This is a genomic window from Streptomyces sp. NPDC101110 (assembly GCF_044759525.1).
Taxonomy (GTDB): Bacteria; Actinomycetota; Actinomycetes; order Streptomycetales; family Streptomycetaceae; genus Streptomyces.
The window spans coordinates 101,574-120,205 of the sequence record NZ_JBIVZM010000015.1; the positions used below are offsets into that span (position 1 = coordinate 101,574).

19 protein-coding genes, 1 tRNA gene, 1 pseudogene and 1 riboswitch are annotated in these 18,632 nt (G+C 70.2%); of the genes and pseudogenes, 8 read left to right on the forward strand and 13 right to left on the reverse strand.

Annotated features, from left to right (window positions below; genetic code table 11):
- Nucleotides 1–13: 13 nt before the first annotated feature.
- Nucleotides 14–1,387, reverse strand: coding sequence for a DUF445 domain-containing protein (locus ACIQU3_RS30270; RefSeq protein ID WP_403928736.1), 1,374 nt, complete (start codon nucleotides 1,385–1,387; stop codon nucleotides 14–16).
- A gap of 165 nt (nucleotides 1,388–1,552) precedes the next feature.
- Between ACIQU3_RS30270 and ACIQU3_RS30275 the strand changes: the two genes are divergently transcribed.
- A complete protein-coding gene (locus ACIQU3_RS30275; RefSeq protein ID WP_403928739.1) occupies nucleotides 1,553–2,887 on the forward strand; it encodes an SGNH/GDSL hydrolase family protein in 1,335 nt (444 codons plus the stop codon).
- A gap of 108 nt (nucleotides 2,888–2,995) precedes the next feature.
- On the opposite strand, the pseudogene ACIQU3_RS30280 reads toward ACIQU3_RS30275, so the two are convergent.
- The 4 genes and pseudogenes from ACIQU3_RS30280 to ACIQU3_RS30295 form a co-directional block, all read right to left on the reverse strand.
- Nucleotides 2,996–3,685: pseudogene (locus ACIQU3_RS30280) on the reverse strand (DUF1707 domain-containing protein); the annotation flags it as partial.
- A 33-nt stretch (nucleotides 3,686–3,718) separates the two neighbouring features.
- Entirely contained in the window at nucleotides 3,719–4,756 is a 1,038-nt protein-coding gene (locus tag ACIQU3_RS30285) for an ATP-binding cassette domain-containing protein (RefSeq protein WP_403928742.1), read from the reverse strand.
- A gap of 1 nt (nucleotide 4,757) precedes the next feature.
- On the reverse strand, nucleotides 4,758–5,579 hold the full coding sequence (locus ACIQU3_RS30290) for an ABC transporter permease (protein WP_403726901.1): 822 nt from the start codon (nucleotides 5,577–5,579) through the stop codon (nucleotides 4,758–4,760).
- Complete coding sequence (locus tag ACIQU3_RS30295; protein WP_403928878.1) at nucleotides 5,572–6,372, reverse strand: ABC transporter permease; 801 nt, start codon at nucleotides 6,370–6,372, stop codon at nucleotides 5,572–5,574. The genes ACIQU3_RS30290 and ACIQU3_RS30295 overlap by 8 nt, the downstream gene beginning before the upstream one ends.
- Before the next feature lie 470 nt (nucleotides 6,373–6,842).
- On the opposite strand from ACIQU3_RS30295, the gene ACIQU3_RS30300 reads away from it, so the two are divergent.
- The gene (locus ACIQU3_RS30300; protein WP_403928745.1) at nucleotides 6,843–9,251 is read left to right on the forward strand and encodes a transglycosylase domain-containing protein; all 2,409 of its coding nucleotides are present in this window, start codon (nucleotides 6,843–6,845) and stop codon (nucleotides 9,249–9,251) included.
- A 12-nt stretch (nucleotides 9,252–9,263) separates the two neighbouring features.
- Here ACIQU3_RS30300 and ACIQU3_RS30305 read toward each other — a convergent pair whose 3' ends face one another.
- The 3 genes from ACIQU3_RS30305 to ACIQU3_RS30315 all read right to left on the reverse strand — a co-directional run bounded on the left by ACIQU3_RS30305 (nucleotide 9,264) and on the right by ACIQU3_RS30315 (nucleotide 10,471).
- Nucleotides 9,264–9,584 carry a DMT family transporter gene (locus ACIQU3_RS30305; RefSeq protein ID WP_403726907.1) on the reverse strand — a complete coding sequence of 107 codons (321 nt, stop codon included), beginning with the start codon at nucleotides 9,582–9,584 and terminating at the stop codon, nucleotides 9,264–9,266.
- Between the two features lie 34 nt (nucleotides 9,585–9,618).
- A riboswitch (guanidine-III (ykkC-III) riboswitch) is annotated at nucleotides 9,619–9,685 on the reverse strand.
- A gap of 55 nt (nucleotides 9,686–9,740) precedes the next feature.
- A complete protein-coding gene (locus ACIQU3_RS30310; protein ID WP_104779699.1) occupies nucleotides 9,741–10,097 on the reverse strand; it encodes a co-chaperone GroES in 357 nt (118 codons plus the stop codon).
- A gap of 44 nt (nucleotides 10,098–10,141) precedes the next feature.
- Nucleotides 10,142–10,471 carry a DUF3618 domain-containing protein gene (locus ACIQU3_RS30315; protein ID WP_366714917.1) on the reverse strand — a complete coding sequence of 110 codons (330 nt, stop codon included), beginning with the start codon at nucleotides 10,469–10,471 and terminating at the stop codon, nucleotides 10,142–10,144.
- A 95-nt stretch (nucleotides 10,472–10,566) separates the two neighbouring features.
- Here ACIQU3_RS30315 and bcp point away from each other — a divergent pair, with 95 nt between their 5' ends.
- The 4 genes from bcp (at nucleotide 10,567) to ACIQU3_RS30335 (ending at nucleotide 12,376) form a co-directional block, all read left to right on the forward strand.
- Nucleotides 10,567–11,034, forward strand: coding sequence for a thioredoxin-dependent thiol peroxidase (gene bcp, locus ACIQU3_RS30320; RefSeq protein ID WP_403726912.1), 468 nt, complete (start codon nucleotides 10,567–10,569; stop codon nucleotides 11,032–11,034).
- 155 nt (nucleotides 11,035–11,189) lie between these two features.
- Complete coding sequence (locus ACIQU3_RS30325) at nucleotides 11,190–11,795, forward strand: HNH endonuclease (RefSeq protein WP_403726916.1); 606 nt, start codon at nucleotides 11,190–11,192, stop codon at nucleotides 11,793–11,795.
- Nucleotides 11,792–12,286 carry an HNH endonuclease gene (locus tag ACIQU3_RS30330; RefSeq protein ID WP_403726921.1) on the forward strand — a complete coding sequence of 165 codons (495 nt, stop codon included), beginning with the start codon at nucleotides 11,792–11,794 and terminating at the stop codon, nucleotides 12,284–12,286. The genes ACIQU3_RS30325 and ACIQU3_RS30330 overlap by 4 nt, the downstream gene beginning before the upstream one ends.
- A 15-nt stretch (nucleotides 12,287–12,301) precedes the next feature.
- Nucleotides 12,302–12,376, forward strand: a tRNA-Leu gene (locus tag ACIQU3_RS30335).
- Nucleotides 12,377–12,420: 44 nt separating this feature from the next.
- Here ACIQU3_RS30335 and rdgB read toward each other — a convergent pair.
- The 4 genes from rdgB to ACIQU3_RS30355 form a co-directional block, all read right to left on the reverse strand.
- Nucleotides 12,421–13,023 (reverse strand): RdgB/HAM1 family non-canonical purine NTP pyrophosphatase, encoded by a 603-nt coding sequence (rdgB, locus tag ACIQU3_RS30340; protein ID WP_403726925.1) that lies wholly within the window; start codon nucleotides 13,021–13,023, stop codon nucleotides 12,421–12,423.
- Nucleotides 13,024–13,160: 137 nt separating this feature from the next.
- Nucleotides 13,161–13,559 carry a hypothetical protein gene (locus tag ACIQU3_RS30345; protein WP_104779695.1) on the reverse strand — a complete coding sequence of 133 codons (399 nt, stop codon included), beginning with the start codon at nucleotides 13,557–13,559 and terminating at the stop codon, nucleotides 13,161–13,163.
- Between the two features lie 156 nt (nucleotides 13,560–13,715).
- Entirely contained in the window at nucleotides 13,716–14,453 is a 738-nt protein-coding gene (gene rph, locus ACIQU3_RS30350; RefSeq protein WP_403726932.1) for a ribonuclease PH, read from the reverse strand.
- Nucleotides 14,454–14,557: 104 nt separating this feature from the next.
- On the reverse strand, nucleotides 14,558–14,791 hold the full coding sequence (locus ACIQU3_RS30355) for a glucose PTS transporter subunit EIIB (protein WP_221756120.1): 234 nt from the start codon (nucleotides 14,789–14,791) through the stop codon (nucleotides 14,558–14,560).
- 227 nt (nucleotides 14,792–15,018) lie between these two features.
- Between ACIQU3_RS30355 and ACIQU3_RS30360 the strand changes: the two genes are divergently transcribed.
- Nucleotides 15,019–16,332 (forward strand): PTS transporter subunit EIIC, encoded by a 1,314-nt coding sequence (locus ACIQU3_RS30360; RefSeq protein ID WP_403727215.1) that lies wholly within the window; start codon nucleotides 15,019–15,021, stop codon nucleotides 16,330–16,332.
- Nucleotides 16,333–16,509: 177 nt separating this feature from the next.
- Nucleotides 16,510–17,772 carry a PTS transporter subunit EIIC gene (locus ACIQU3_RS30365; protein ID WP_403928748.1) on the forward strand — a complete coding sequence of 421 codons (1,263 nt, stop codon included), beginning with the start codon at nucleotides 16,510–16,512 and terminating at the stop codon, nucleotides 17,770–17,772.
- 98 nt (nucleotides 17,773–17,870) lie between these two features.
- Here ACIQU3_RS30365 and ACIQU3_RS30370 read toward each other — a convergent pair whose 3' ends face one another.
- Nucleotides 17,871–18,623: an MBL fold metallo-hydrolase gene (locus ACIQU3_RS30370; protein WP_403726939.1), complete on the reverse strand. Its 753-nt coding sequence runs from the start codon at nucleotides 18,621–18,623 to the stop codon at nucleotides 17,871–17,873.
- Between the last annotated feature and the right edge of the window lie 9 nt (nucleotides 18,624–18,632).

Sequence of the window (18,632 nt, forward strand, 5' to 3'; positions counted from 1 at the left end):
TACGCCCGAAGCTTTATGCCCCCAGCGCGTGCGACACCGTGTGGATCAGCAGGCCGGCCAGGGAGCCGACGACCGTGCCGTTGATGCGGATGAACTGGAGGTCGCGGCCGATGTTCGCCTCGATCTTCTTCGTGGTGTGCTCGGCGTCCCAGCTCGCCACCGTGTCGGTGATCAGGGAGGTGATCTCCTTGCGGTAGGTGGTGACGACGTAGACGGCCGCGTCCTCCACCCACTTGTCGACCTTGTCCTGCACCTTGCGCTCACCGGCCATGCGGGTGCCCAGCGACAGCAGCGACGCCCGTACCCGCAGCCGCAGCTCGCTGCGCTCGTCCTCGGCGGCCGAGACGATCATGGACCGTACGGCCGTCCAGGCGCTGGCGATGAGGTCCTGGACCTCGCCGCGGCCCAGCACCTCGCCCTTGAGCCGTTCGACGCGGGCACGGGTGTCGGTGTCGGACTGGAGGTCGCCCGCGAAGTCGGTGAGGAAGCGGTCCAGGGCGCTGCGCGCCGGGTGCCCGGGCATGTCGCGCATCTCGGTGGCGAAGCGCAGCAGTTCCCGGTAGACCCGCTCGCCGACCTTGCGGTCGACGAACTTCGGCGTCCAGCCCGGGGCGCCGCCCTCCACGGCGTCCATCACCTCGTCGCGGTGCAGCACGAGCCAGTCGTGCGCCCGGCTGACGATCAGGTCGACGACGCGTTTGTGGCCGCCGTCGGCGACGACCTTCTCCAGCATCTTGCCGATGCCGGGCCCGATCTCCTGGGCGTTCGCACGGCGGGTGATGGCCTCGCCGACGACGGCCTGGACGTCGGAGTCGCGCAGGACGGTCAGGGCGCCGCGCAGGGCGGTGGACAGCTCGGCGGTGACCCGGTCGGCGTGTTCGGGGACGGCGAGCCAGGCGCCGAGGCGGCTGCCGATGCCGACGGCGCGCAGCCGCTGCCGTACGACGTCCTCGGAGAGGAAGTTCTCCCCGACGAACTCGCCGAGGGAGACGCCCAGCTGGTCCTTCTTGGTGGGGATGATCGCCGTGTGCGGAATGGGGATGCCGAGAGGGTGGCGGAAGAGGGCGGTGACGGCGAACCAGTCGGCGAGCGCGCCGACCATGCCGGCCTCGGAGGCGGCGGCGACATAGGCCGCCCAGGCCCCGGCGCCGGAGTTGTGCGCCCAGGTGGACAGAACGTAGACGAGCGCCACGAACACCAGAAGTCCGGTGGCGGTGAGCTTCATTCGGCGTACGCCGCGCTGTTTCTCCTGGTCCGCCGGGCTGAACGTCGTCATCGCACGGTTCACCGCGGCGCCGGAGCGGGCATGCTGCGCTCCGGCACCGGCACCCTTTTCTGCTGCTTTCGTCTGTTCCATCCGCTCCACCCGCTCGGTGATCCCGCACACACATTGTCCCTTCCTGACCGACTCCTGGAACGGAACAGGAGTTCCCGGCGTCTGTCGGAGGGGGTAATGCCACGGGGTGCTGTGAGCTTCCCCCGGCCCATGCCGCATCATGGGCACATCAGATCGGAGCCTTGGGCTCCCATCGCCCGAGGAGAACTGAACAGCATGACCCGAGGACGTGGCTACGCCCTCCTGGCCCTGGTCGTCGCAGCGATCGTTGGCCTTTCCACCGCCATATACGTCGGCGTGGCGTCCGACGACGGCCTGCGCATCCGCAACGCCCTCGGCGACGGCCGCGCCCCCCACAACTCCGCCGCCCCCGCCTCCACCGGCACCTGGGTCGGCACCTGGTCCGCATCTCCCTCCGCCGCCGAACCCGGCACCGAGACCACGGGCATGGCGGACCGTTCGGTACGCAACGTCGTCCACACCAGCGTCGGTGGTACGAGTGCCCGCGTCACGCTGTCCAATCTCTACGGCCAGTCGCCGCTGAGCATCACGCGGGCGACGGTCGCCGTCTCCGCGGGCAGCGGTACGCCGGCCGCACTCGCCGACACCATGCGGCAGCTGACCTTCGGCGGTGGCCCCACGGTCGTCATCCCGCCCGGCCGGCAGGTCATGAGCGACGCGGTACGGATCGTCGTCCCGCACGACTCCGACGTCCTGATCACCACCTACACGCCCGCCGCCTCCGGCCCGGTGACCTACCACCGGCACGCCCGGCAGATCTCCTACGTCGCCCAGGGCGACCACGCGCAGGACGCAACGGGCACGCCGTACACCGAGCGGATCGGGTCCTGGCGGTACCTGACCGCGCTGGACGTGCTGAGCAACGAGTCCGACGGCACGGTCGTCGTCCTCGGCGACTCCCTGACCGACGGCATCACCTCCACGCCGGACACCAACAGCCGCTGGACCGACGTGCTCTCCGACCGGTTGCGCACCGAGATCGCCGCCGGGCGGGACCTGCCCCGCTACAGCGTCGTCAACCAGGGCATCAGCGGCAACCAGGTCCTCGCCGACGGCCTGGGCCGCCCCGCGGACAACCCCAGCGGCCTGAACCGCTTCCAGCGGGACGTGCTGGAGCGGACGAACGTCAAGGTCGTCGTCATCGACCTCGGCGTCAACGACATCCTGCGCAACCCCCGCCTGGCCGACCCGAACGCGATCCTCACCGGGCTGCGCACTCTGGTGGGACAGGCCCACGCGCGCGGCGTGAAGGTCGTCGGCGCGACGCTGATGCCGTTCCAGGGACACCGCGGGTACACGCAGGCGCGAGAGCAGGTCCGCCAGACGATCAACGCCCAGATCCGCGCCGGACGGGTGTACGACGCCGTGGCCGACTTCGACCAGGCGCTGCGTGACCCGTACGACCCGCGGCGGCTGCGGCCCGAGTACGACTCGGGGGACCATCTGCACCCCAGCGACGCGGGGTACGCGCGCATGGCGGAGTCCTTCGACCTGACGACGCTGAAGGGTTCGGCGCCGGCGAAGCTGTAATCCCCGCCCGCACCGTTCTCGTCCCGTGCCCGCCGCCCGACCACGGGCGGCGGGCACGCGGCTGCCGGGGCCCGGTGCCGCCCGCGCCCGCGGAGCTCAGCGCTCCTCGCCCAACTCCCGCCGCCCCGCCCTGCGCTCCAGCTTCTCCTGGCGGCGCTCCTCACGGATCCGCAGCCTCTCCGCCCGGGTCAGCTTCCGCTGCACCCCGACGCCGCCCCACAGCGCGAACCCGGTCACGATCACCCTCGGCGCGCCCGGCTCCCCCGGCACGCCCTCCTCGCGGTGGTCGAAGCCGCCCATGACACCGATGCCGCGGACGACGACCTCGACGCCGGGCGGCACGATCACATCCACCCCGCCCATGATCGCGAAGGCGTTGATCTCGACCTCCCGGTCCGCGAAGTCCGCCTCGCGCAGATCGATCTCCCCGCCGCCCCAGAAGGCGAGGCAGGTGAACCGCCGGGGCATCGTCCAGCGCCCTTTGCGCTGGAAGCCGGACATCACGGCGACGGCCCACGTGGAGCTGCCCTCGCCGCCGACGATGCGCCCGGACCACCCCGGGCCGGAGGCCGGTTCCTTCGTCAGGGACACCGAGGGCGCCGTGACGCCCGCGGCCGGCAGGTCCCGGGTGATCGGCGCCAGCTCCCCGTAGGTGCGCGCCTTGTACGTCGCGTCCAGCCGCTCCTCGAACTCCTCCATGTCGAGGCGCCCTTCGGCGAGGGCGTCCCGCAGGATGCCGGCGACCTGCTCACGGTCGGCGTCGGAGGCACGGAGGTCCGGGACGGCGTCGTCGGTCATACACAGCAGACTACGAGCTCACCCCGCCGGGGGCTACGAGATCGCCCGCTCGGCCTGCTCCGGCGGGGGCCCGGGGGTGTCCCCCGACGGATGCAGCATCTTCGCGATCACCGCCTCGATGTCGGGCTCCCGCACCGAAAGGTCCACCAGCGGATACTCGGCCGCGATCCGCGCCACCAGCGGCGCCGCCGACTCCCCCGCCGGGAACGCCAGCCACTGCCGCGGACCGTCCACGCGGACGACCCGCGCGGGCGCCGGCGCGTCGATCGGCGGCAGCTCCCGCTCCAGGTCCACCACCAGGGTCCGCTCGCTCTCACCCGCCTCGTGCAGCCCGGCGAGCGGCCCGTCGTACATCAGACGCCCGTGGTCGATGACCATCACCCGCTTGCACAACTGCTCGATGTCCTGCAGATCGTGCGTCGTCAGCAGCACCGTCGTACCGCGCTCGGCGTTCAACTCCCGCAGGAACTCCCGCACCTTCGACTTGGACACGACGTCCAGGCCGATGGTCGGCTCGTCCAGGTACAGCACCTCCGGGTCGTGCAGCAGCGCCGCCACGATGTCGCCGCGCATCCGCTGCCCGAGGGAGAGTTGCCGCACCGGGACGTCCAGCAGGCCGCCCAGGTCGAGGAGTTCGACCAGACGGTCGAGGTTCTCCCGGTAACGGGCGTCCGGGATCCGGTACATGCGGTGCATCAGCCGGTAGGAGTCCAGCAGCGGCAGGTCCCACCACAGCGTCGTACGCTGGCCGAACACCACACCGATACGGTGCGCGAGGCGTCTCCGCTCCGCGGAGGGGTTGATCCCGGCCACCCGCAGCCGGCCCGCGCTCGGCGTGAGGATGCCGGTCAGCATCTTGATCGTGGTCGACTTGCCCGCGCCGTTCGGCCCGATGTAGCCGACCATCTCGCCGCGCTCCACCCGGAAGGAGATCGCGTCGACAGCCCGCACCAGCCGCCGCTCCCGCCTCATGAAACCGGACTTCCTGCGCACCTCGAAGACCTTCTCGACACCGTCGAGTTCGATGAACCCGCTCCCCGGTCCGATGATCCCGCTCTCCGACCCGGTCAACTCAACTCCCTGTACTCCGGTACGAACGAAGCCCTGTCCGCCACGCCAGCCCGGCCAGAAGACAGCACGCCACCGCCACCAGCGGCGAGACGAACGCCGTCCAGCCGGGCAGCCCGACCGGGTAGGGCCGCCCCAGCACACGGGCGGCGGGCACCCAGTTGACGAAAGCCAGCGGCAGCACGAAGGTCACCCCCCGCACCAGCTCCTTGCCGAACACCGTCGGCGGATACTGCAACAGCGTCGTCCCGCCGTAGGTGAAGGCGTTCTGCACCTCGGCGGCGTCCTGCGCGTAGATCTGGAAGGCCGCGCCCGCCACGAACACCGCCGAGAAGATCGCCGCACCGCTGACCACCGTCACCGGCACCAGCAGCACCTCGGACACGCTCCAGTCGACGTCCACCGACACCAGCGCCCAGCCCAGCACCACCGCACCCTGCGTGATCCGGCCCAGCCGGCGCAGCGCGAACCGGTCGGCCCCGACCTGGGCCAGCACCGGCCACGGCCGCACCAGCAACGTGTCGAACGAGCCGTCCCGCATCCGGGCGCCCAGCACATCCATCGAGCCGAGCACCAGATCGGCGATCCCGAACGACGTCACCGACAGCCCGTACAGGAACGCCACCTCCGGCAGCGACCAGCCGCCGAGCGAGTCGACCTGCGAGAACATCAGCAGGATGCCCACGAAGTCCAGCCCGGTCACCGTCAGGTTCCCGAACACCGTGACCACGAACGACGTGCGGTAGGCCATGCTGGAGCGCACCCACATCCCGGCGATCAGCCGGTAGGCCCGCAGGCCCTCCCGCAGGACACCGCGCTCAGCCACCCTGCACCACCACCCGCCGCGTCGCCGCCGACTGCAGCAGCCGCCCCGCGGCCAGCAGCGCCACCGCCCAGCCCGCCTGGAAGGCGACCGCCCGCAGCGGATCCGTCTCCCCCATCAGCACGTCCGCCGGCATCTGGATCTGCGCCGCCCACGGCAGCACCCGCACCACCTCGCCGAACACGCCCGGGAAGGCGTTCAGCGGCAGCACCATCCCCGAGAAGAAGATCCCCGTGACCACAAGGACCTGGTTGACGCCCGTGCCGTCCAGCAGCCAGAACACGCTCAGCGCCGCCAGATAGCGGATCGCGAAGCTGACGAGCGTCGCCAGCAGCAGCGTGACCGCGAAAGCCGCCCACGGCGTCACCGACGTCGGCAGCGCCATCGGGAAGAAGAGCGCACCGAACAGGAACGGGACCACGCCCCGCCCCAGCATCTGGAACAACGCCCGCCCCACGTCCCCCGCCAGCCACCACAGTTGAAGATCGGCCGGCCGGTACAGGTCGACGGCGATCTCACCGGTGCGGATGCGCTCCATCAGGTCCTTCTCGGCGCCCCCGCCCTGGATCGCCAGCGTCGCGTAGAGGCACTGCCCCAGCCAGACGTAGGTCACCGCCTGCGCCTGGTCGTACCCGCCCAACTGCGGCTTCTGGTCCCACAGGGCCAGGTACGTGTGGACGAGGATGACGCCGAAGACCGTGTTGGTGAACACCCCGGCCACCGTGGCCGCCCGGTACGTCGCGTACCGCCTGAAACCACCCGCCGCGACGGCCCCGTACAACCGCCCCGAGCCCACGTCCACACCCCTCCTCGCCGCCCGGCACCGAAGCGCAGGAGCCTAGTGCTCCGACGAACGGGCGTGCCACGCAATTTCGGGGAGAAGCGGGAGCGCCGCGGTGCGGGCGCGCACCGGCCCAGACGGTACGATCCGTTGGGTCCGCGTGGGCCGAGGCGCCCGTGGCCAGGGCGAGCAGCGGGACGGCCGTGCCGGCCGGGTACGAGCCGTCGCGATCCACGGTCGTAGCCACCTTCGGGCGAATGCCGCGCGGCGAGATCACGATTCGGGCAGGCGTGCGCAGCAGCACGTTTCACCCTGTGCCCGCCCGCGCACCCGCCCGCACGCGGCCCGCCTCACCACACGGCCCGCAGCCCGGCCCTCGATCAGGGAACTGATCAACGGATGGGACAGTCTTCATCACAGGGGCGCAAGAGCGAGCAGAGACGTACGGAACGACGTACGACGCGAAACAGGAGTCCGTGCACGACATGAGTGACGAGCCTCAGCCGCAGCAGCCGAATCCGGGCTGGGCATCGAGACAGCCGCAGGGGGACGCCGACGGCGACACGGGCACGCCCGAGGCCACGGCGGCCGGGAAACCGAAGCGGACCGGCTGGCGCCGGATGATCCCGACCTGGCGCATGACGCTCGGCGGCTTCATCGTCGTCGTACTGCTCCTGGCCGGCGGCTTCTTCCTGGGCTACTCACTCGTGAAGATCCCGCCCGCCAACGCGCTCGCCACCAAGCAGGCCAACGTCTACCTCTACGCGGACGGCTCCGTGATCGCCCGCGACGGCGAGGTCAACCGGGAGAACGTCACCCTCCCGCAGATCTCCAAGGACGCCCAGCACGCGATCCTGGCCGCCGAGGACCGCGACTTCTACACCGAGTCCGCCGTCGACCCCAAGGCCATGGTCCGCGCCGCCTGGAACACCGCCCTCGGCAAGGGCAAGCAGTCCGGCTCCACGATCACCCAGCAGTACGTGAAGAACTACTACCTGCGCCAGGAACAGACCGTCACGCGCAAGGCCAAGGAGTTCTTCATCGCGATCAAGCTGGACCGCGAGGTCAGCAAGGACCACATCCTCGAGGGCTACCTCAACACCAGCTACTTCGGCCGCAACGCCTACGGCATCCAGGCCGCCGCCCAGGCCTACTACGGCAAGGACGCCAAGGATCTCGACCCGGCCCGCGCCGCCTACCTCGCCGCGCTCGTCAACGCGCCCAGCCAGTACGACGTCGTCGCCCACCCCGAGAACCGCAAGGCCGCCGAGGCCCGCTGGAACTACGTCCTGGACGGCATGGTCACGAAGGGCTGGCTCAGCGAGTCGAAGCGGGCCGGCATGAAGTTCCCCGTGCCGAAGGAGTCCACCCTCTCCACCGGCATGTCCGGCCAGCGCGGCTACATCGTCCGGATCGTCAAGGACTACCTCGTCCAGAACAAGATCGTCGAGGAGAGCAAGCTCGACGCCGGCGGCTACCGCATCACGACGACCCTGCAGAAGGGCAAGCAGGACGCGTTCGTGAAGGCCGTCAACGACAAGCTGATCTCCAAGCTCGGCAAGAAGAACAAGGTCGACAGCTACGTCCGCGCCGGCGGCGCCTCCGTCGACCCCAAGACCGGCAAGGTCGTGGCGATGTACAACGGCATCGACTACGTCAAGCAGTACACCCCCAACGCCACCCGCCGGGACTTCCAGGTCGGCTCCACCTTCAAGCCCTTCGTGTTCACCGCGGCCGTCGAGAACCACTCCGAGACGCAGGACGGCCGCGTCATCACCCCGAACACCATCTACGACGGCACCAACAAGCGCCCCGTCCAGGGCTGGACCGGCGACCCCTACGCCCCCGAGAACGAGGACCAGCGTTCCTACGGCGACATCACCGTCACCGAGGCCACCGACAGCTCCGTGAACTCGGTCTACGCGCAGATGGCCGCCGACGTCGGCCCCGCCAAGGTCAAGCAGACCGCGATCGACCTCGGCGTCCCCGAGGCCACCCCCGACCTCGCCGACGGCCCCGCCATCGCGCTCGGCACCGCCACCGCCAGCGTCCTCGACATGGCCGAGGCCTACGCCACCCTCGCCAACCACGGCCGGCACGGCACGTACACGATGGTCGAGAAGGTCACCAAGGGCGGCACTCCGATCGACCTGCCCGAGCGGCGCACCCGGCAGGCCGTCAGCCGCGAGGCCGCCGACACCACCACCTCCATGCTGCAGAGCGTCGTCCAGAACGGCACCGCCTCCGCCGCACAGGCCGCCGGCCGGCCCGTCGCCGGCAAGACCGGCACCGCCGAGGAGGACACGGCGGCCTGGTTCGCGGGCTACACCCCCGACCTGGCCACCGTGGTCTCCGTCATGGGCCAGGACCCGGTCACCGCCGCCCACAAGTCGCTGTACGGCGTCATGGGCCTGCCGCGCATCAACGGCGGCGGCGCACCCGCCGAGATCTGGACGCAGTTCACCCAGGACGCCCTCAAGGGCAAGCCGGCCAAGGAGTTCGACCTCAGGCTCCAGCCCGGCTCCGACGTCTCGCAGGCGCCGAGCAGCGACGCCCCGGCCGACCCGAGCGCCGACCCCACCGTCGACGACGGCACGACCACCGGCGGCGAGGAGACCGGCACCCAGACGCCCGAGCAGAGCCCCAGCACCCCCGAGGGACAGACCGAGGGCCAGACCGACGGCGGCACCACCGACGGAAGCACCGGCGGCGAGTCCCCCACGGGCGGCGGCACCGCGGACGGCGGCACCACCGACGGCGGCACCACCGACGGGGGCACGACCGACGGCGGGACGACGGAGGGCGGGGGCGGAGACGCGAGCGACGGCGGCGCGACGGGCGGCCCGACCAGCCCCGGCTGGGGCGTGGCCCCGCAGGGCGCCCGCCGCGAGTAGCGGGCCGACGGCTCAGTGACCGCTGGTCGCCTTCAGCCCCACCACGGCGACCAGCAACAGGCACACGAAGAAGATCCGGGCGGCGGTCGCCGGCTCACCCAAAACCACCATGCCGAACACCGCCGCCCCGGCCGCACCGATCCCCACCCACACGCCGTAGGCCGTACCGATCGGCAGGGTCCTGGCCGCCTGCGACAGCAGCAGCATGCTCGCGACGATGCCGGCGCCCGTGAGCACACTGGGCAGCGGACGCGTGAACCCCTCGGTGTACTTCATGCCGACGGACCACCCCACCTCGAGCAGACCGGCGACGACGAGCAGAACCCAGGCCATGACGGGCACCTCCGGGAAACGGGCTGACGGTGTCGGTGCGTCGTCTTTGCCTTGATCCCGGTACGGCGCGTCTCGTCGGGGTGCCTCCAACGTAGCAAAGCCCATGACGAAGGGGCCGGTGACAACCGTCACCGGCCCCTTCGCCCCACCTGGGCCCTACAGGTACAGGCCCGTCGAATCCTCGGCACCCTCGAAACGGTCCGCGGCCACCGCGTGCAGATCACGCTCGCGCATCAGCACGTACGCGATCCCCCGCACCTCGACCTCGGCACGGTCCTCCGGGTCGAACAGCACCCGGTCACCCGCCTCCACGGTCCGTACGTTCTGACCCACCGCGACGACCTCGGCCCACGCCAGCCGCCGCCCGACCGCCGCCGTGGCGGGGATCAGGATGCCGCCGCCGGAACGCCGCTCGCCCTCACTGGTGTCCTGCCGCACGAGTACGCGGTCGTGCAGCATCCGGATGGGCAGCTTGTCCGGATGGGTGCTCTGCTCGTTTCTCTTGGCGCTCACGCCCTGAAACCTACCTGTCTTCCCCGGATTCCTGCGCAGTCGGGTCAGCCCTTGCGCCGCCGCGTGCTGAACGCGAGCAGCCCGACCACTCCCACGACGACGAGCGCGACCGGCACGACCCGCTCCAGCCGGGGCGCGCCCTCCTCGTCCACGAACCGGGCCCGCACATCCGTGACGGCCCGGTTCACCCCCACGTACGCCCGCCCGAGCGTGTGGTCGATGTTGGAAGCGACCTTGGCCTTGGCATCCCCGACGATCGTCTTCGGGTGCACCCGCACCCCGATCTCGTCGAGGGTCTCGGCCAGGGTCGCGCGGCGGCGCCTGATGTCCGCCTCGATCTGCGCCGGGGTCCTGGTGTCCGCCGTGTCCGCCACCGTGTCGCCTCCGAAGTCGGTGTGAAGCCTGTGCTGGACAGTCTGTCAGCTCCACGGCCCACCGCACTGCCTCGACCCCCGGTTAGGCTGGTGCGATGAGCGAGCGACTCCAGCCGGGGGACGTGGCCCCCGCCTTCACCCTGCCCGACGCCGACGGCACCGAGGTGTCCCTGGCGGACCACAAGGGCCGCAAGGTCATCGTGTACTTCTACCCGGCCGCCCTCACCCCCGGCTGCACCAAGCAGGCCTGCGACTTCACGGACAACCTGGAGCTCCTGGCGGGCGCGGGCTACGACGTCATCGGCATCTCCCCCGACAAGCCGGAGAAGCTGGCCAAGTTCCGCGACAAGGAATCCCTCAAGGTCACGCTCCTGGCCGACCCGGACAAGCAGGTCCTGGAGTCCTACGGCGCCTTCGGCGAGAAGAAGCTGTACGGCAAGACGGTCGTCGGCGTCATCCGCTCCACGGTCGTCGTGGACGAGGAGGGCAAGGTCGAACGCGCCCTGTACAACGTCAAGGCGACGGGTCACGTAGCGAAGATCATCAAGGACCTGGGGGTCTGAGCCCCCCCCGGCTCCTGCTCCGAGCGGCTCGTACCGGTGAACCCCGGTACGAGCCGCTCCGCATTCCGCACGCATTCCGGGCGTGACGGTCCGATAAACGGTTCGTTACTCCGTACGAGACCACGAACGGGTGGTCGGGGACGGAGGGGTGATCCATGGGGGCCAGTCCATACACCAGAGAGCGGCTGGAGGAGGCGGCTCGGGGGGCTCGGTCGTTGTCGGAGGCGTTGGAGACGCTGGGGGTGGACACCGCTCACTTCGAGCGGGAGGGGAGCAGGTGGACTCGGAAGGTTCTGCAGGCGGCCGTGTCCGCCTCGACCAGCATGAACGACGTGCTTCGGCACGTCGGGCTTGAGCTGGTGGGGGGACACCACACTCACATCAGCCGCCGCATCAAGGCATACGGCATCGACACGTCGCACTTCGTGCCTGTGGTCCGCACGGAGAAGATGAGGCACAACCGGCGCCGCCGAACCGCCGAGGAGATCCTGATCGAGGACACCTCCCCGCACCCCAGACGGGTTCCGAGCGCCCGCCTCAAGAGAGCGATGCGTGAGCTGGGTGTCGAGGAGCGCTGCGCGATGTGCGGCATCGGAGCCGCCTGGCAGGGGGAGCAACTGCCCCTGGAGGTCGACCACATCGACGGCGACTGGCGCAACAATCGGGTGGAGAACGTTCGGTTCCTGTGCCCCAACTGTCACTCCACGACGGACAGTTACCGAGGACGTGGCAGTCGACGCGTGCGGAGGCGGGCCTCATGAGCGGGCGCCGTGCCTGGCCCGCCTCCGAGGAACTGCGCGCCGCGGTCGCCACGTCCTTCTCCCTCGCCGAGGTGCTGCGTCGGCTGGGGCGGCCGGACAACGGCGGACAGCGGTCGGTGTTGCGTCGGCGCATCGCACAGGAGCACCTCGACACGGCGCACTTCCTCGGCCAGGCGCACAACCGGGGTAAGCCGGGCACCGTCCCGGCCAAGCGCCCCGAGGAGATCCTGATCCGTCATGACGGCAGGCCCAGGACCGCGACCACGCTGTTGCGTCGAGCGCTCAGCAGCGTCGGCGTACCCGAGCAGTGCGTGCGGTGCGGCACCGGCCCTGAGTGGCTGGGCAGACCCATGACGCTGGAGGTGGATCACATCAACGGGGACTGGAGCGACGACCGGCGCGAGAATCTGCGGATGTTGTGTCCGAATTGCCACGCGATCACCAAGACATGGTGCCGAGGAGGCCGTCGAGCGATCCGCGCGGCCCAGTAGAGTAGGCGGCGCTGTGGGCCCGTACCCCAGCTGGCAAGAGGGCGCCGGTTTAGGTCCGGTGTGTCGTGGGTTCGAGTCCCACCGGGCCCACCCAGGAAGGGCGCACCACTTCAGTGGGCGCCCTTCTGCACGCGTCAGCCCAACAGCTCCCGCACCACAGGCACCAGTGCCCGGAACGCCTTGCCCCGGTGGCTGATCGCGTTCTTCTCCTGGGGGGTCAGTTCCGCGCAGGTGCGGGACTCGCCCTGCGGCTGGAGGATCGGGTCGTAGCCGAAGCCGCCCGTGCCGGTCGGCTCGTGGCGGAGGGTGCCGGGGAGCCGGCCCTCCACCACCCGCTCCGTGCCGTCGGGCAGGGCCAGGGCCGCCGCGCAGGCGAAGTGGGCGCCGCGGTGTTCGTCGGCGATGTCCGACAGCTGGGCGAGGAGGAGGTCCAGGTTGGCCTTGTCGTCGCCGTGGCTGCCGGACCAGCGGGCGGAGAAGATGCCGGGTGCGCCGTTGAGGACGTCGACGCAGAGGCCCGAGTCGTCGGCGACGGCCGGGAGTCCCGTGGCCCGGGCCAGGGCGTTGGCCTTGAGGAGGGCGTTCTCGGCGAAGGTGACGCCCGTTTCCTTGACGTCGGGGATGTCCGGGTAGGCGTCGGCGCCGACGAGTTCGTGGGGAAGCCCGGCTTCGGCGAGGATCGAGTGAAGCTCGGTGATCTTCCCGGCGTTGCGGGTGGCGAGGATCAGGCGGGTCATGGCCCCCAGTATGGCCGGGGGCGCGTGTCCTCAGGGGTGCGGGGAACTGCGCGACCAAACCCCGCGGACCCGAACCCGCGCACCCGGCCGGCGGCAGAAACCCGGCACACGAGAAGCCCGGCCCGGCCCGCGCAGCGTTACGGCGTGCAGACCTTCGTCAGTTCGCCCGCCGCGTCCGTGACCGGGCTGATGTCGGGCGTCTCGTCGCCGTTCTTGATCGACGTGCGGACGTTGTCGACGGCCTTGTTCAGGTCGTCCACGGCCTTGCCGACGTCCGCGTTGTCGGTCTTGTCGCCGATCTCGCCGAGGTTCTTGTCGATGGAGTCGAGGGACTCGTCGAGCTGCGTCGGGTCGTTCGACGCGCTGTCGACCGCCTGCTGGAGTTCCGTGACGCTGTCGGCGATGGCGTCGGCGGTCTGGACGCAGTCCAGCGCCTTGTCGACGGCGGCGCAGCCGGTGGTGAGTCCGGCGGTCAGCGCGACGGCAGCCAGGGTGGCGGCGACGGCTGCGGTGCGGCGTCGGCGGCTCGCGGCCATGGAGCGGTCCCTCTCGTTCGGTCGGGCCGGTCGGGCCCGCGTGGCTGGCCGGGCGCACAGGGATGAGCCGTGCGCCCGTACTCCTTCAGACGCGAGTGTGCTCGGTGCGGTTGCCCGTGCCGAGCACCGTTCTTGGCGTGCCTTTTACTTTCGGGGTTACTTCTCGAGGAGGGTTTCGAGGGCGGTGCGCTGGTGGGCGGCGAGTTCGTCGCAGCCGGCGACGGCGAGGTCGAGGAGGGCGTTGAGTTCGTCGCGGGCGAAGGGTTCGGCTTCTGCGGTGCCCTGGACTTCGACGAAGCGGCCGTCTCCGGTGCAGACGACGTTCATGTCGGTGTCGGCCTTGACGTCCTCCTCGTAGCAGAGGTCGAGGAGGGGGACGCCGCCGACGATGCCGACGGAGACGGCGGAGACGGTGCCGGTGAGGGGCTTGCGGCCGGCCTTGATCAGCTTCTTGCCCTGGGCCCATGCGACGGCGTCGGCGAGGGCGACGTAGGCGCCGGTGATGGCGGCGGTGCGGGTGCCGCCGTCGGCCTGGAGGACGTCGCAGTCGAGGACGATGGTGTTCTCGCCGAGGGCCTTGTAGTCGATGACGGCGCGCAGGGAGCGGCCGATGAGCCGGCTGATCTCGTGGGTGCGGCCGCCGATGCGGCCCTTGACGGACTCGCGGTCGCCGCGGGTGTTGGTGGAGCGGGGCAGCATGGAGTATTCGGCGGTGACCCAGCCTTCGCCGCTGCCCTTGCGCCAGCGGGGGACGCCTTCGGTGACGGAGGCGGTGCAGAAGACCTTGGTGTCGCCGAAGGAGACGAGGACGGAGCCTTCGGCGTGCTTGCTCCAGCCGCGCTCGATGGTGATGGGGCGGAGCTGCTGGGGGGTGCGGCCGTCGATTCGAGACATGCGGCTGAGCCTATCCGTACCGCGGAAGGGGCCCTTCCCGTGGTGGGAGGGGCCCCGGTGGCGGGGGGCCTCAGGGGGGTGAGGCCCGGGATGATCCCCGTCCTTCACATCATGTCTTCGATGTCCGCCGCGATGGGGTCGGCGTCGGTGCCGATGACGACCTGGATGGCGGTGCCCATCTTGACGACGCCGTGGGCTCCGGCGGCCTTCAGGGCGGCCTCGTCGACCTTGGCGGGGTCCACGACCTCGGTGCGCAGGCGGGTGATGCAGCCTTCGACCTCTTCGATGTTGTCGATGCCGCCGAGCCCGGCAACGATCTTCTCAGCCTTGGTGGCCATGTTCGTTCTCCCTGATCCGAACCGCTTTGTCGCAGTAACCCACAGTTGGCCCATCTTCGCGAGCGGCCCTGTCGTGTGTGCCGAAGGATGGCGTCACGTTCGTGCGACCGTCGAACGACTGGTCTACACCACGAGCATGCCTCTCGACAAAAGTCTCTGGCCGAAAGCCCGGGGCCCGGAGCCCGAGCCCGGAGCCCGGGGCCCGGAGCCCGACGAAGGGGACGGGGATGAGTGCCGACAGCCCCGCCGGTGCCGCGCCGGCCGTGAGCCCCGGGCGGGCTCGCTGGAACCGGTTGTTCCAGGGGTTGCAGAAGATGGGCCGGAGTCTTCAGTTGCCGATCGCGGTGCTGCCGGCGGCGGGGATCCTGAACCGGCTGGGGCAGCCGGATGTGTTCGGGGACGACGGGCTGGGCTGGACGAACGTCTCGAAGGTGATGGTGGGGGCGGGCGGGGCGCTGCTGGACGGTTCGCTGGGACTGCCGCTGCTGTTCTGCGTGGGCGTTGCGATCGGGATGGCGAAGAAGGCGGACGGTTCGACGGCGTTGGCGGCGGTGGCGGGGTTCCTCGTGTACTGGACGGTGCTGCGGCAGTTTCCGGAGGATTGTCCGCAGGGGTCGGTGGCGGTGCCGAACGTCGGGTGTCAGGTGACCGACGGGGAGCGGGAGGTGACGTCGTTCGCGTTCCAGAATCCGGGGGTGTTCGGCGGGATCGTGATGGGGTTGCTGGCCGCGTTCTTCTGGGCGCGGTTCCACCGGACGCGGCTGGTGGACTGGCTGGGGTTCTTCAACGGGCGGCGGCTGGTGCCGATCATCATGGCGTTCGTCGCGATCGTGTTCGCGGCGGTGTGTCTGTGGGTGTGGCCGCCGGTCGGTGACGCGTTGGAGAGTTTCAGCGACTGGATGGACGGGCTGGACGCGTGGGGCGCGGGTGTGTTCGGGGTGGCGAACCGGGCGTTGCTGGTGGTGGGGCTGCATCAGTTCCTGAACGTGCCCGTCTGGTTCCAGTTCGGTTCGTTCACGAAGCCGGACGGGACGGTGGTGCACGGTGACATCAACATGTTTCTGGCGGGCGACCCGGACGCGGGGCAGTTCACCTCGGGGTTCTTCCCGATCATGATGTTCGCGCTGCCGGCGGCGGCCCTGGCGATCACACACTGTGCGCGGCCGGCCCGGCGCAAGGAGGTCGGGGGGCTGATGCTGTCGGTGGCGCTGACGTCGTTCGTCACGGGCATCACGGAGCCGATCGAGTATTCGTTCCTGTTCGTGGCGCCGGTGCTGTACGGGGTGCACGCGCTGCTGACGGGGGTGTCGATGGCGGTGACGTGGGGGCTGGGGGTGCACGACGGGTTCAGCTTCTCGGCGGGGCTGATCGACTACGTCATCAACTGGAATCTGGCCACGCGGCCGTGGCTGGTCATTCCGATCGGGCTGGGGTTCGGGCTCCTCTATTACGTGATCTTCCGGTTCGCGATCAGCAGGTTCGATCTGCGGACTCCGGGGCGGGAGCCGGAGGAGGACGTGGAGGACAGCGCCAGGGTGTGATCGTCGGAAGCGGGCGGAATTGGCGGGTTCCACTCGTTCGGCCTACCGTGCTACAACTGGTCTACACCACTCACTGGTGGAGGTCGCGCGGTGGATACCGCGCTCCCCTTTCTTTGAGACGCCGCCGTCCCCCTTCGCATGCTTCCTGGGCGGCGCCGTGCCCCCTGGAGGAAGTTCATGTCCACAGACACAGCCGCGCCCGCGAGCCCGAGCAAGGGCTCGGCCGTGATGGCCGTGATGCAGCGCATCGGTCGCAGCCTGATGCTGCCGGTCGCCGTACTGCCCGCCGCCGCCCTGCTGGTCCGCCTCGGCAACACCGACATGCTCGGACGCGAGTCGTTCCCCGCCTTCATCACCAAGATCGCGGGCTTCATGGCGGCCGGCGGCAACGCGATCCTCGACAACATGGCGCTGCTGTTCGCCGTGGGCATCGCGATCGGCTTCGCCAAGAAGTCGGACGGCTCCACGGCCCTGGCCGCCGTGGTGGGCTACCTGGTCTTCAAGAACGTACTGGCCACGTTCACCGACAAGAACCTGCCGAAGGTCGCCACGGCCGTCGACGGCAAGGTCGTCATGGTCGACGCACCCGTGGACGCCAAGGTCCTCGGCGGTGTGGTCATGGGCATCGTGGTGGCGCTGCTCTACCAGAAGTTCTACCGGACCAAGCTGCCGGACTGGGCGGGCTTCTTCGGCGGCCGCCGCCTGGTGCCGATCCTGTCGGCCTTCGCGGGCCTGGTCATCGGCATCGTCTTCGGCTACATCTGGCCGGTCCTCGGCACGGCTCTGCACAACTTCGGCGAGTGGCTGGTCGGTTCGGGGGCGGTCGGCGCGGGCATCTTCGGTGTCGCCAACCGTGCGCTGATCCCGATCGGCATGCACCACCTGCTGAACTCCTTCCCGTGGTTCCAGGCCGGCACCTACGAGGGCAAGAGCGGCGACATCGCCCGGTTCCTCGCGGGCGACCCGACCGCCGGGCAGTTCATGACCGGCTTCTTCCCGATCATGATGTTCGCCCTGCCGGCCGCGTGCCTCGCGATCGTCCACTGCGCCCGGCCCGAGCGCCGCAAGGTCGTCGGCGGCATGATGTTCTCCCTCGCGCTGACCTCGTTCGTCACCGGTGTCACCGAGCCGATCGAGTTCACCTTCATGTTCATCGCCCCGGTGCTGTACGCGATCCACGCGCTGCTCACCGGTGTCTCGATGGCCCTGACCTGGGCGCTGGGGATGAAGGACGGCTTCGGCTTCTCGGCCGGCGCGGTCGACTTCGGTCTGAACCTGGGCATCGCGACCAACCCGTGGGGCCTGGCCCTGGTGGGTCTGTGCTTCGCAGCGGTCTACTACGTGGTCTTCCGCTTCGCGATCACCAGGTTCAACCTGCCGACGCCGGGCCGGGAGTCCGACGAGGAGCTCGCCGAGTTGCAGAAGGCCGAGGCGAAGTAGCCCGCCGACACGCGAAGGGCCCCGGAACCGAGTGGTTCCGGGGCCCTTCGCGTGCGCTCCGGGGCCTCGCGGGTACGCGGGGCCTTCGGGCCGGGACCTCAGATCTCGTACGTCTGGCCCGGCGCGGCCAGGTCGACCCGGCCGTCGTAGACCTCGCGGGCGTCGACCAGGTTGACCTGGGGGTCCGTCCACGGCGGGATGTGGGTGAGGACCAGGCGGCGGGCACCGGCCCGGGCCGCCGTCTCACCCGCCTCGCGGCCGTTGAGGTGCAGGTCGGGGATGTTCTCCTTGCCGTGCGTGAACGCCGCCTCGCACAGGAACAGGTCGGCGTCCCGGGCCAGTTCGTCGAGCGCGGGGCTCACTCCGGTGTCGCCGGAGTACGTCAGCGTCCGGCCGCCGTGCTCGATCCGGATGCCGTACGCCTCCACGGGGTGGGCCACCCGCTCGGTGTGCACCGTGAAGGGGCCGAGTTCGAACGTGGACGGCTTGACCGTGTGGAAGTCGAAGACCTCGCTCATGGAGGAGGCGGAGGGGGTGTCCGCATAGGCGGTGGTCAGCCGGTGTTCCGTGCCTTCGGGGCCGAAGACCGGCATCGGATCGCAGCGGCCGCCGTCGTGGCGGTAGTAGCGCGCGACGAAGTACACGCACATGTCGATGCAGTGGTCGGCGTGCAGATGGCTGAGGAAGATCGCGTCGAGGTCGTAGAGACCGCAGTGGCGCTGCAGCTCGCCCAGGGCACCGTTGCCCATGTCGAGAAGCAGCCGGAAGCCGTCGGCCTCGACGAGGTAGCTCGAGCAGGCCGATTCCGCGGACGGGAACGACCCCGAGCAGCCGACGACGGTGAGCTTCATGAAGCAGAA